Source organism: Azospirillum sp. (assembly GCF_050789165.1).
Genome location: NZ_JBOZRT010000132.1, coordinates 1 through 12481 on the forward strand (window position 1 = coordinate 1; position 12481 = coordinate 12481).

General features: G+C 72.9%; 11 protein-coding genes. 5 read left to right on the forward strand and 6 right to left on the reverse strand.

Annotation, left to right across the window (positions count from 1 at the left end; genetic code table 11):
• Window positions 1-471 precede the first annotated feature (471 nt).
• The gene (locus ACRWK7_RS27840) at window positions 472-1680 is read left to right on the forward strand and encodes a molybdopterin molybdotransferase MoeA (protein WP_431859886.1); all 1209 of its coding nucleotides are present in this window, start codon (window positions 472-474) and stop codon (window positions 1678-1680) included.
• Between the two features lie 118 nt (window positions 1681-1798).
• Here ACRWK7_RS27840 and ACRWK7_RS27845 read toward each other — a convergent pair whose 3' ends face one another.
• From ACRWK7_RS27845 to ACRWK7_RS27855, 3 genes are read right to left on the reverse strand one after another with little or no spacing between them, the layout of a single operon-like run.
• Window positions 1799-2122: a DUF1244 domain-containing protein gene (locus ACRWK7_RS27845; RefSeq protein WP_431859888.1), complete on the reverse strand. Its 324-nt coding sequence runs from the start codon at window positions 2120-2122 to the stop codon at window positions 1799-1801.
• 19 nt (window positions 2123-2141) lie between these two features.
• Window positions 2142-3374: a DUF2478 domain-containing protein gene (locus tag ACRWK7_RS27850; RefSeq protein WP_431859890.1), complete on the reverse strand. Its 1233-nt coding sequence runs from the start codon at window positions 3372-3374 to the stop codon at window positions 2142-2144.
• 13 nt (window positions 3375-3387) lie between these two features.
• Window positions 3388-3618, reverse strand: coding sequence for a sulfurtransferase TusA family protein (locus ACRWK7_RS27855; protein WP_431859892.1), 231 nt, complete (start codon window positions 3616-3618; stop codon window positions 3388-3390).
• Between the two features lie 130 nt (window positions 3619-3748).
• On the opposite strand from ACRWK7_RS27855, the gene ACRWK7_RS27860 reads away from it, so the two are divergent.
• Complete coding sequence (locus ACRWK7_RS27860) at window positions 3749-4741, forward strand: SDR family oxidoreductase (protein ID WP_431859894.1); 993 nt, start codon at window positions 3749-3751, stop codon at window positions 4739-4741.
• Window positions 4742-4919: 178 nt separating this feature from the next.
• On the opposite strand, the gene ACRWK7_RS27865 is transcribed toward ACRWK7_RS27860, so the two are convergent.
• On the reverse strand, window positions 4920-5093 hold the full coding sequence (locus ACRWK7_RS27865) for a hypothetical protein (protein ID WP_158284075.1): 174 nt from the start codon (window positions 5091-5093) through the stop codon (window positions 4920-4922).
• A 71-nt stretch (window positions 5094-5164) separates the two neighbouring features.
• Between ACRWK7_RS27865 and ACRWK7_RS27870 the strand changes: the two genes are divergently transcribed.
• Window positions 5165-7351, forward strand: coding sequence for a helicase-related protein (locus ACRWK7_RS27870; RefSeq protein ID WP_431859896.1), 2187 nt, complete (start codon window positions 5165-5167; stop codon window positions 7349-7351).
• A 132-nt stretch (window positions 7352-7483) separates the two neighbouring features.
• Here the strand turns inward: ACRWK7_RS27870 and ACRWK7_RS27875 are convergent, their stop codons facing one another.
• The gene (locus ACRWK7_RS27875) at window positions 7484-9514 is read right to left on the reverse strand and encodes a M3 family metallopeptidase (RefSeq protein ID WP_431859898.1); all 2031 of its coding nucleotides are present in this window, start codon (window positions 9512-9514) and stop codon (window positions 7484-7486) included.
• A gap of 355 nt (window positions 9515-9869) precedes the next feature.
• On the opposite strand from ACRWK7_RS27875, the gene ACRWK7_RS27880 reads away from it, so the two are divergent.
• The gene (locus ACRWK7_RS27880; RefSeq protein ID WP_431859899.1) at window positions 9870-11459 is read left to right on the forward strand and encodes a tetratricopeptide repeat protein; all 1590 of its coding nucleotides are present in this window, start codon (window positions 9870-9872) and stop codon (window positions 11457-11459) included.
• A gap of 90 nt (window positions 11460-11549) precedes the next feature.
• Window positions 11550-11843: a hypothetical protein gene (locus tag ACRWK7_RS27885; protein WP_431859901.1), complete on the forward strand. Its 294-nt coding sequence runs from the start codon at window positions 11550-11552 to the stop codon at window positions 11841-11843.
• Window positions 11844-11847: 4 nt separating this feature from the next.
• Here ACRWK7_RS27885 and ACRWK7_RS27890 read toward each other — a convergent pair whose 3' ends face one another.
• Window positions 11848-12477, reverse strand: coding sequence for a response regulator (locus ACRWK7_RS27890; RefSeq protein ID WP_431859903.1), 630 nt, complete (start codon window positions 12475-12477; stop codon window positions 11848-11850).
• Window positions 12478-12481: the final 4 nt, after the last annotated feature.

A 12481-nucleotide genomic window follows, 5' to 3' on the forward strand; every position in this document is an offset into this window, starting at 1 on the left:
GCCGACAGCAGGGCCAGGGTGGCGAAGCCGGCGAGCAGGGAAGTGCGGATCATGGGGCGGTCTCCTGGGTGGGGCCGGCGCTGCGCGTCCGGCGGGGTGTCTCGATGACCGGAACCCTACCCGGCCCCACCCGCCGCCGATGTGAGCCGGGCCACAAACGCCGTCGTTTCGCGCCTGCGCGCACCGGGGTGTGACGGCCGTCACTGCGCCCTACCCCTTTTTCGCGGACAGTGCGTCTGCGAGGCGCAAAACGCGCACCGCTTTGGTGTTGACGAGGAGGTCGCCGTCGCCTTCGGGCGGCGGCGGCTTTGTCGCGTTCATGGCCGCCGTTTGATGGAGGTCAAGGGCGCGGCCTCGCCGCCATGGCTGTTGCAAGCGAACGCGCGGACGGCGACCATGGCCCCCGCGCAGCCGCCGCGAGGAGACGCCATGGCCACCGACTGTTTTCGCCCCGCTTCCGGATCCGGTCCGATGCCGCTCGACGAGGCGCTGGCCCGCGTGATCCAGGGCTTCGGCCCGGTCACCGGCGTGGAGGCGGTGCCGCTGCCCGACTCGCTGGGCCGCATCCTGGCCGAGCCGGTGACCGCCCCGGTCGATGTGCCGCCCGCCGCGGTGTCGGCGATGGACGGCTACGCCTACGCCACCCCCGTCGCCCCCGAATCGCCGCTGCGCCTGCCGGTGGTCGGCCGGGTCCCGGCCGGTGCGCGGTTCGAGGGTTCGGTGCGGCCGGGCGAGGCGGTGCGCATCTTCACCGGCGCGCCGGTGCCGGCCGGCGTCGATACCATCGCCATGCAGGAGGACTGCCGGGCCGAGGATGGCGCGGTCGTCGTGCTCCACCCGCCCGAGCGCGGCGCCAACATCCGCCCGGCCGGCGAGGACATGACGGCGGGATCCGTGGTGCTGGAGGCCGGCCGGCGCCTGCGCGCGCAGGAGGTCGGGCTGGCCGCGGCGGTCGGGCGCGGTTCGCTGTCGGTGCGCCAGCGGCTGCGGGTGGTGCTGTTCTCCACCGGCGACGAATTGCGTGAGCCGGGCGGCGCCAAGCCGGACCACGCCATCTACGACGCCAACCGCTACACCATCGGCGCGCAGCTGGCGGCGCTGGGGGCGGAGGTGCGCGACCTCGGCATCCTCGCCGACAAGGCGGCGGTGGTGCGCGCCGCGCTGGAGGACGCCGCCGGCACCACGGACCTGATCGTCACCTCCGGCGGCGTCTCGGTGGGCGAGGAGGACCACGTCAAGGCGGCGGTCAACGCGCTGGGCTCGGTCGATCTGTGGAAGCTGGCGATCAAGCCGGGCAAGCCGCTGGCGCTGGGTCAGGTGCGCGGCACGGCCTTCCTCGGCCTGCCGGGCAATCCGGTGTCGGCGATGGTGACCTTCATGCTGGTCGGCCGCCCGCTGGTGCTGCGCCTGATGGGCGCGGAGTCGGTGCAGGCGCCGCGCTGCCTTGTGGTCGCCGGGTTCGACTTCGCCAAGAAGCCGGGCCGGCGTGAGTTCCTGCGCGCCCGGCTGGAGATCGGCGCCGACGGCCGCCCGGTGGCGCGGAAGTTCCCGATCGACAGCTCCGGCGTGCTGACCTCGATGGTGGAGGCCGACGGGCTGGTCGACATGCCGGCGGAGGCCGGCGCCATCCGCGAGGGCGACATGGTGGCGTTCCTGCCGTTCACCGGGCTGTTCGGGTAGGGCAGGGGAGCGCGCGAACCGGGCCCCCACCCCATCCCTCCCCCACTTCGCGGGGGAGGGGGCTGGTTCCTCCCCCGCGAAGTGGGGGAGGGATGGGGTGGGGGCGCAGCGGGAAGACTTATTTCTTGTAATGCCCGCTGATTTCCGCGTGCAGCGGCTTGGTGTCCTCGAAGGTCTGCATCTGCTCGGGCGAGGCTTCCTTCTGGTACTGCGCCTTCCACTCCTTGAAGGGCATGCCGTAGATCGCCGTACGCGCCTCCTCTTCACTCATCTCGACGCCGCGCTCCACGGCCGCGGCGCGGTACCACTTGGACAGGCAGTTGCGGCAGAAGCCGGCGAGGTTCATCAGGTCGATGTTCTGCACGTCGGTGCGCTTCTGCAGATGCGCGACGAGGCCGCGGAAGGCGGCGGCCTCCAGCTCGGTGCGGGTGCGGTCGTCCATCTCTCTCCCTTTCTTGATTCTATCCCCGGCTCAGCGTCACGAAGCGGCCGTGGCAATGGAACTGCTTGGACGAGGCGCCGCCGAGGATCGCCTCGACCAGGGCCGGCACGTTCTCGGCGACGAAGCCGGACAGCGTCTCGATGCCGTAGTCGAACAGCCGCGGCGTCAGCGGCGTCCCCGGCCCGACCAGCGTCACCCGGGCGCCGCGGCCCGCCGCCAGCAGCCGCGGCAGCGTCCGGTTGGCCAGCGCCGAGGCGGTGGTCACCACGGCCTCGGCGCCGGGCAGCAGCCAGTCGCAGGCGGGCTCCGGATACTCGCCGGGACGCGGGTCGATCTCGATGACCTGGGCGCGCGGCAGGCGCTCCCTGATCTTCGGGAATCCGCCGATCACCACGACGCGGCCCTCGGCTCCGGCGTGCTGGTCCAGACCGTTGACGGCCGGGCCGGTCAGGCCGGCGTGGTTGTAGTGGGCGTTGAGGGCGGCGATGCCGATGGCGACCTCCAGCGCGTCCCAGCCGCGCGCGGCCGGCTCGGCCAGCGCCTTCAGGCTCCACCCGGCCCAGGACTCCGGCGCCGGCACCGCGGCGCCGGCGCTGCTGGAGGGGCGGGCGGCGAGGCCGATGGCTCCGGCCACGGTCTCCACCAGGATCCACTTGGCCCCGACGACCACGCGCTTGACCTCGGCGTCCTCGACGCCCAGCAGCAGGTCCTCGTACAGCCGGTGGGGACCCCACCAGCGCCACAGCGACTCCGCGTCCGGCGTCAGCAGGTCGGCGTAGCCGCCGGCGAAGCTCTGCCACTCGTTGATGTAGCGGCTGCCGACGCTGGTCAGCAGCGGGATGCCCTCGCTGATGGCGCTGAGCATCTCGTCGGACAGGCCCTCGCCGTGCGCTTCCAGCCCGGCGAACTTGTTCACCACAATGAGGTCGGCGCGCTCCGCCACGGCGCGGCGCAGCGCCTGGCTGGCCTCGGCGACCCCCCGGGGATCGACGCGGCAGGCCTGCGATTCCCGCCCCAGATGCTGCGAGATGCCGAAGGCGCGGCCGGTCGCCACGTCCACCAGATCCATCTGGTCGGCGCAGTCGTCGCCGCCGCCGTAGTTGCGCTGCACCAGACCGCCGACGCGGAAGCCGCGCCGCTTCAGCTCGGCGGTGAAGCGGTCGAGCAGGGCGTCGATGTGTTCGGAGCCGGGGCCGTGCACCACGGCGCCGGGGCGCAGCGGCGGCGGGGCGGCGGGGGCGAGTGCGACCATTGCTGAAGCCTCCTCAGAGGTGCCGGCGGATGTGGTAGACGAACACCTCGTCTTCGCGCTTGTCGTACGACAGCAGCTCGTTGGCGGTGATGTTGCAGAAGTGGCGGAAGTCGATCACCGACGCCGGGTCGGTGACGTAGACCATGACCTCCTCGCCCTCGGCCATGGTGTCGAGGAGCTTGCGAGTCCGCAGGATCGGCAACGGGCAGAACAGCCCCCGCACATCCAGTTCCCTAGCCGCCACGCGTCTGCTCCCTGCCATGCTGTCCGAGGCGACTGTAGCGCCTCGGACCCGCGGTTTCCAAGCCCTGCGCAACCGCCGGGCGCCTGCGGTGTTGTCAGGTTGAGAGGAAACGGCGGACACGGGGCGGGTCATGGCGCGCATGTCGGACAAGGTGGTGGTGGTGACTGGGGCGTCGAGCGGCATCGGCCGGGCGACGGCGCTGGCCTTCGCGCGGCTGGGTGCCACGGTGGTGCTGGCGGCCCGCCGCGACGCGGCGCTGCACACCGCGGCGGAGGAATGCCTGGACGCCGGTGGCCGCGCCATGGTGGTGCCCACCGACGTCACCGACCAGGAGCAGGTCAACCACCTCGCCCGCCGCGCCATCGAGGCGTTCGGCGGCATCGACGTGTGGGTCAACAACGCCGGCGTCATCGCCTTCGGCCTTTTCGAGGAGACCCCGGCCGAGATGTTCGAGCAGGTGGTGCGCACCAACCTGATGGGCACGGTGAACGGCTGCCGGGCGGTGCTGCCGCACTTCCTCGACCGGGCGGAGGGGGTGATCGTCAACAACGCCTCGGTGGTCTCCACCGTCGGACAGCGCTACGCCAGCGCCTACGTGGCCAGCAAGTTCGCGGTGCGCGGATTCTCGGAGACGCTGCGGCAGGAGCTGGTGGAGGAGCCGGGCATCCAGGTCTGCACGGTGATGCCGGGCTCCATCGACACGCCGCTGTGGCAGCACGCCGCCAACTACACCGGCCGCGCCGTCCGCCCGCCGGGTCCGGTGACGCCGCCCGAGGCGGTGGCCGACGCCATCGTGCAGCTGGCGGTCAAGCCGCAGCGCGAGGTGTTCGTCGGCGCCGCCGGCCGCTTCGCCGAGCTGCAGCACGCCATGGCGCCCGGCATGGCCGAGGCCGCGGCGGCGCGCCTGATCGAGCGGGAGATGTTCGAGAATCGTCCGGCGCCGGAGACCGACGGGGCGCTGCTGCACCCCATCGACGACCGCCACGACGCGCACGGCGGCTGGATGGGGCCGGCGGAGCGGCCGGAGATGCGGCGGCGCGGCGTGTCGTGGACCAACGTGGCGCTGTTCCTGCTGCCCATCGCGCTGATGAGCCGGCTGCCGCATGGGGTGGGGGCGCGGTGAAGGAAGCCGTGGCGTTGGGCCCCCCTCCTGACCTCCCCCCACTACGCGGGGGGAGGAACTCCGTCGTCAGCTCCTGACCTCCCCCCACTACGCGGGGGGAGGAACTCCGTCGTCAGCTTTAGAAGCCCTCCCCCGCGAAGTGGGGGAGGGTTGGGTGGGGGCCCAACGCGGGAGTCCATCACCCCCCGCCGATCCCCTCGATGAACTTCTCCCCCGTCTTCGGGTCGATGTTCTCGCCGGTGCCCGGCGTGCCGGGGCGGGCTTCGTCGCGCTTGCCCATGGCGGGGTCTTCGGGCTTCATGCCCTTCCACTTGTCCTGCGCGTTCTCCGGGGATTTCTTCGTGTCGTCCATGGTCGTCCTCTCCGGTTCGGGATCCATCCTGGCAACAGGCCGCCGTTCCGATCCTCTCGGCTGTCCTCCCCGTGTCTGACCTCGACCCTGCCCTCATCCACGCCCTGGCCGCCGCGCACCCCGAGGTGACCACGGCCGCCACGGCCGGCTACAACCGCGTCGAACAGGCGGAGGCCGCGGGGCTGGTGCCGCTCGGCCTGCCGCTGCCGAAGGGCAAGCGCGACCTGCTGGTGCCGGCCGAGCGGCGCGCGGCGATCCTGCTGGAGATCGAGGGCGCCGCCGACCGCGCCCGGCGCCGCGACGCGCTGCTGGAGCAGGGGCGCCGCGCACTGGCCGGCGCGCGGGCGGCGCTGCACCCGGCCGAGGACCGCACCCGCGTGCGCGCCACCCTGGCGGACGAGCTGCCCTGGCCGGGCCTGCCCGCTCCCGTGCGCCTCCAGGTCGCGCGGACGCTGGACGCGCTGGAACTCGCCGACCTGACCGACGCGGAGCTGGCCGGCCGGCTGGAGGGTGACCCGGCGCTGACCGCGGCGCTGGACGACGCGCTGTCGCGCACCGCCGCCCGCCTGCGCGGCTACGCCGAGGACGCGGGGGAGGCCACGGACGCCTGGACCTTCGCCAGCCTCGCCGACCGGCTGGCGCGCGCCGCCCGCTACCGCGAGGGGGTGGACGAACTGCTCGCCCGCTGGGAGCGGGAGTTCGACGCGTGGCGGCGCGAGCGCGCCGAGGCGCGGGGGAGGGCGTACGTCGACCGGCATTTCGACTTCGCCCGTTTCGAAAACCTGTTCCCGGTGGCGCGCGGTATGGGGCGGCGGCTGGTGCTGGTCACCGGTCCGACCAACTCCGGCAAGACGCACCGCGCCATCGCGGCGCTGAAGGAGGCCCGCGACGGCGTCTATCTGGCGCCGTTGCGGCTGCTGGCGCTGGAGGTGATGGAACGCCTGAACGCGGAGGGCACCCCCACCGCGCTGCTGACCGGCGAGGAGGAGGTGCGGGTGCCGGGCGCCCGCCACACCGCCTCCACCATCGAGATGCTGGACCCCGACCGTCCCGTGGAGGTGGCGGTGATCGACGAGATCCAGATGCTCGCCGATCCGGAGCGCGGCTGGGCCTGGACCGCGGCGCTGATCGGCGCGCCGGCCGACACCGTCTACATCCTCGGCGCGCCCGAGGCGCGCCCGCTGGTCGAGCGCGTCGCCGCGCACCTGGGCGAGCCGCTGGAGGTGGTCGAGCTGGAGCGCAAGACGCCGCTGACCCTGCTGGAGCGCCGGCTGGAATGGCCGGACGTCGAGCCCGGCGACGCGCTGATCGCCTTCTCCCGCCGCGAGGTGCTGGGCGTGCGCGACACGCTGCTGGCGCGCGGGCTGTCGGTGGCGACGGTCTACGGCGCGCTCGCTCCGGCCGTGCGGCGGCGCGAGGCGGCGCGCTTCGTGTCGGGCGAGGCCGACGTGGTGGTGGCGACCGACGCCATCGGTATGGGCCTCAACCTGCCGTGCCGCCGCGTGCTGTTCACCGCACTGGAGAAGTTCGACGGCAGCGCCGTCCGCCCGCTCACCTCCACCGAGGTCAAGCAGATCGCCGGTCGCGCCGGCCGTTTCGGCCAGCACGAGGAAGGCGCGTTCGGTGTCGTCGCCCGCGGCACGCCGGGGGCCTTGAAGCGGCTGCTGGAGGTGGCGGACACAAGGCTGCGCCCGGACGCGCCGTTGGCGGTGCGCCCGACGCGCGGCATGCTGCGGCGCTTGGCGGAGTACCTGGGCACCGGGGAGACGGTGCTGCTGGTGGACTGCTTCGCGGCGGCGCGGACGGCGGGCTCGCCCTACCGGCTGGCGGCGCTGGCGGCCATGCGGCGGGTGGCGGTGCTGCTCGACGCGCGGCGGCTGGGTCTGGCGGCGCGGCTGGACCTGCTGCTGGTGCCGGCGGATCTCGACGAGGCGGCGGACGCGCGGGTGCTGACGGCGATCCTCGACGCGGTGGAGGCGGGCGAGCCGCTGCCGCTCGGCCGCGTGGTGCCGGCGCGGACCGACGGGCTGGACACGGACGCGCTGGAGGGGCTGACGCGGGCGTGCGACCTCTACCACTGGGCGGCGCGCAAGTTCCCGACGCTGCTGCCCGACCGCGAACGGGTGCGGGCGACGCGGGACGCGATCGGCAAGCGCCTGTCCGAGATGCTGGCGTCGCGGGCACGGCGGCGGGAGGCGCCGCCGGCCGCGGGGTTCCGCGGGGCGCCGCGGAAGAGGTTCGGGCCGCGGCGGCGGTGAGGGGGAGTGCACGCGCCGGGCCCCCACCCAACCCTCCCCCACTCAGCGGGGGAGGGCTTTTACGGCTGGCGGCGGAGTTCCTCCCCCCGCGAAGCGGGGGGAGGTTAGGAGGGGGGCGGCGCGGAGGCTTCCCTACGCCTCCACCAGCCCGCGAACCTTCAGCAGCGGCTCGATCTTCGGCTCGCTGCCGCGGAACGCGGTGTACAGCTCCATCGGGTCCCGCGTGTCGCCGGCCGAATAGATCGCCTTGAGGCCCGCCGCCAGCGTCGGGTCGAACAGGTCGCCGGCCTCTTGGAACGCCTCGAAGCCGTCGGCGTCCAGCACCTCCGCCCACAGGTAGGCGTAGTAGCCGGCGGCGTAGCCGCCACCGGCAAACAGGTGCTGGAAGTGCGGCGGGCGGTGGCGCACCGCGATCTCGGCGGGCAGGCCGATGCGCCCGGTCACCTCCCGCTCGAACGCCGGCACGTCGAGGCCGGCCGGGTCGGGCAGGGTGTGGAACGCCATGTCGAGCAGCGCCGCCGCGGTGTACTCCACCGTCGCGAACCCCTGGTTGAAGGTGCGCGCCGCCAGCAGGCGGTTCAGCAGCGGTTCCGGGATCGGCTCGCCGGTCTGGTGATGGACGGCGTAGGTCCGCAGCGTCTCCGGTGCCGACATCCAGTGCTCGTAGACCTGCGAGGGGAACTCGACGAAATCGCGGCGGACCGAGGTGCCGGACTGCGACGGGTAGCGCACCTTGCTCAACAGCCCGTGCAGGCCGTGGCCGAACTCGTGGAACAGCGTCTCCGCCTCGTCGAAGCTGAGCAGCGTCGGCTCGCCGCGGGCGAAGTTGTTGTTGTTGAGGATGATCGGCGACACCGCGCCGTCGAAATTCTCCTGGTCGCGGAAGCTGCTCATCCAGGCGCCGGAGCGCTTGTTTGCACGGGCGAAATTGTCGTGCAGGAAGACGCCGACGTGGTCGCCGGCCGAATCCAGCACCTCGTAGACGCGGACGTCCGGGTGGTAGACCGGGCAGCCGGGGCGCTCCTCGAAGCGCAGGCCGAACAGCCGCCCCGCGGTGTCGAAGGCGGCGCGCACCATGTTGGCGAGCACGAAGTACGGCTTCACCTCCGCCTCGTCGAGGTCGTACTTGGCCTGCCGCACCTTCTCGGCGTAGTAGCGCCAGTCCCACGGCGCGATGGAGTCGTTCAGCCCCTCGGCGCGGGCCTGCGCCTGCAGCTCCTCACGCTCCTCCGCCGCCTTGCGCTTGGCCGGCTCCCAGACCTGCAGCAGCAGGCGCTCCACCGCCAGCGTGTCCTTGGCCATGGTGTCGTCGAGCCGGTAGTCGGCGTAGGTGGCGTAGCCGAGCAGCGTGGCCTGCTCGGCGCGGAGCGCCAGGATCTCGCCGATCAGCGGGGTGTTGTCGTGCTCGCCGGGCTGGCCGCCGCGCTCCGTCCAGGCGGTGTAGAGCCGCTGGCGCAGGTCCCGGCGGGTGGAGAAGGTGAGGAACGGCTCGACCGAGGACCGGGCGAGCGTGACGACGTACTTGCCCTCCGCCCCGCGTTCCTTCGCGGCCTGCGCCGCGGCGGCGCGGGCGAAGGCGGGCAGGCCGGCGAGGTCGCCCTCCTCCAGCACCAGCTGCCAGTCCTTCTCGGCGTGCAGGACGTTCTGGTTGAACAGCGTGTGCAGGGTGGCCAGCCGCTCCGACAGCGCGGTCATGCGCGCCTTGGCGTCCGCGCCCAGCGCGGCGCCGCTGCGGATGAAGCCGAGGTGCAGCCGCTCCAGCAGGCGCATCTGGTCGGTGTCGAGGCCGAGCGTGTCGCGCTTGCCGTGCAGTTCCTCGACGCGGGCGAACAGCGTGGGGTCCAGCCAGACGCGCATGTGGTGCTGCGCCAGCTTCGGCGCCACGTCGCGGGCGATCGCCTCCAGCGCGTCGGAGGTGTTGCTGGAGGTCAGGTTGTAGAACACCGAGCTGACGCGGTTCAGCAGCCGGCTGGAGCGCTCCAGCGCCTCCACGGTGTTGGCGAAGGTCGGAGGCTCGCTCTGGCCGGCGATGGCCTCGATCTCCGCGACGTTCTCGGCCATGGCGCGCTCGAAGGCGGGCGGGAAGTGCTCGGGCCGGATGCGGTCGAAGGGCGGCAGGCCGAACGGGGTCGTCCAGGCCTCGAAGAAGGGATTGTCGGTCATGCGGCCTCCAGTGGCGTCGCCCATGGATCTAGGAGGGCCATGGCGCGCTGCCAACCGGAATCACGGGCGCTGGGGCTTCGTGTTGTCCGTGCAGCTGTCGGCATGACGGCACCATCCCTGGAAAATGCCGGCGACCTGGGCCGAACTGCACGCGGAGAGCGCCAGCAGCGCGGTGAGAATTGCGAATCGGAACGTCTTCATGGCAACCCAGCGTAGCGGGCTTGCCGCGCGGCGGCAAGGCACCGGTGGTCGCGGCCTTTTTTGTGGAACCCCCGCCGGGACACGCCTATACGGAGCCGGCGATCCCGCCGATTCCTGGTGATCGGCCCCCGCCCCTCCGGACGAGGACCACGCCATGTCATCCGTTGCCCAAGCCATCCTGCTGGCCCTCGGCCATCACCGCGCCGGACGGTTCGACGACGCGCGCCGCGTGTGCCGCGTGTGCCTCGCCTTCGATCCGGCCAACACCGACGCGTTCCAGGTCCTCGCCCTCGCCGCCGGGGGCCTCGGCCGGTGGGAGGAGGCGGGCGCGATGCTGCGGCGGGCCATCGCCGTCAGCGGTGCGCTGGCGCCGCTCCACAACTCCTTGGGCAACGCGTTGCAGCGGCTTCGCCGCTTCCCCGAGGCCGAGGCCTGCTACCGCCGCGCCGCCGCCCTGGACCCGGGCTTCGCCGAGGCGCTCTACAACCGCGGCATCACGCTGTGGGAGCAGGGGCGGCTCGCCGCGGCGGCGCGCGACTACCGCCGCGCCCTGACCGCGCGGCCGGACTACGCGAAGGCGTACAACAACCTCGGCAACGCACTCTCCAACCTGGAGCGGGGCGCGGAGGCACGGACCACCTACCGGGCGGCGCTGGCGCTGGTGCCGGGGGCGGAGGAAGTCCTGCTCAACCTCGGTGCGCTCGCCGCGCGCGGCGGACGCGACGACGAGGCCGAAGCGTTCTTCCGGCGCGCCCTCGCCGCCAACCCGGGCTTCGCGGAGGCGCACACCGAACTCGGCATGCTGCGCCTCGCGAGGGGGAGCTTCCGCGACGGCTTCGCGGAGTTCGAGTGGCGCCGCCGCGAGGCGGTGTGGCGCAGCCAGGCGCCGCAGCTGCCCGGCAAGCCGTGGACCGGGGAGCCGCTGGACGGCCGCACCATCCTGCTGCACGCCGAGCAGGGCTTCGGCGACACCCTCCAGTTCTGCCGCCTCGCCCCGCGGCTGCGGCAGGCCGGGGCGCGGGTGCTGCTGCAGTGCCCGAAGCCGTTGCGGCGCCTGCTGGAGTCCCTGCCCGGGATCGACGGCGTCGTCGCGGCCGGTGATCCGCTGCCGGCGTTTGACGTCCATCTGCCGTTGCTCAGCCTGCCGCTGGCGCTCGGCACGACGCTGGAGACGATCCCCGCGGGCGTCCCGTACCTCCAACCCGATCCCGCCGCCGTGGCGGCATGGCGGCAGCGCCTGCACGCCCACGACGGGCTCAAGGTCGGGCTGGTCTGGGCCGGCGCGGCGCGGCGGCACGACATCGCCGCCAGCCTCGTGGACCGCCGGCGCAGCCTGGACCTTGCGCAGCTGCACCCGCTGGCCGGCGTCAAGGGCGTCCGCTTCGTCAACCTGCAGATGGGGGAGGCGGCGGCCCAGGCCGGCGGGTGGCCGGCGGACACGGCGCTGCTCGACCCGACGGCGGAGATCGGCGATTTCGCCGATACCGCGGCGATCGTCGCCAACCTCGACCTGGTCGTCAGCGTGGACACGGCCGTCGCGCATCTCGCGGGCGCGCTGGGCCGGCCGGTGTGGCTGCTGTCGCGCTTCGACGGCTGCTGGCGCTGGCTGCGCGGCCGCACCGACAGCCCCTGGTACCCGACGTTGCGCGTTTTCCGTCAACCGGGCTCGGGCGACTGGCCGGCGGTCGTCCGGCAGGTCGCGGCGGAACTGGAGGCGCACGCGGCGGGTGGCGGCCGGCCATAGGGGCGCACGGCCTGGCGCGCATTTTCTTTCAATTTTAAGCGCATTCTGGCACAGTTCCTGGCGCGTGCTCACGCTGGAGGATATGCCGAAATGCGTGCCTTGACGATCGCCATTGCCACGTTCGCCGCCGTCTCGCTCTCCACCCCCGCCTTCGCCGACGACTTCCTGGCCCTGTGCGACGCAGCCCAGAATCCGCAGAATGCCAAGACCTGCAAGTGTGCGGCGGGCAAGCTGACCGGCGCCGACCGCGCCGCCGCGTTCGAGGCGGCCAAGGCCATGAAGGCCGCCATGACCAGCGGCAAGCCCGAGGACGCCAACGCCGTCACCACGACGCACGCCAAGGGTCTGGAGATCCTGAGGACGGCGCAGGCCACCTGCCTGTGACCCGTCACAGATCCAGGCGCTGCTCCACGGCGTAGCGGATCAGCTCGCGGGTGTTGTTGAGGGCGAGCTTTTCCTTCATCTGCGTGCAGGTGTTCGCCACCGTCTTGTAGCTGATGCCGAGCTGGTCCGCGATGTCGCCCAGCGCCAGCCCCTGGCCGAGCCGGCGCAGCACCTCGCGCTCGCGCGGCGTCAGTTCCTGGCGCAGCCGCTTGCCCGGCGCGTGGTTCAGCACCGCCAGCTCGCGCGCCATGGCGTGGCTGAGGTAGATGCGGCCGTCCAGCACCGCCTCCACCGCGACGATCAGCTCCTCCGGCGCGTCGTTCTTGGTCAGGTAGCCCTTGGCGCCGGCCTGGAGCGCGCGCGCCACGAAGATCGGGTCGTCGTACATGCTGAAGACCAGCGCCCGGCACGCGGGATCCATCTCCAGCAGCCGGCGCAGCACCTCCAGCCCGCCCGTGCCCGGCAGGGCGAGGTCGAGGACGACCATGTCCGGCCGTAGCGCGGCGTAGGCGGCCAGCGCCTCCTCGGCGTTGGTGGCGTCGCTCACCGCGTAGCCGGCGACGCTTTCCGTCAGCAGGCGCCGGCAGCCGGCGATGACGATGCGGTGGTCGTCGATGATCAGGATGGACGCCATGCGC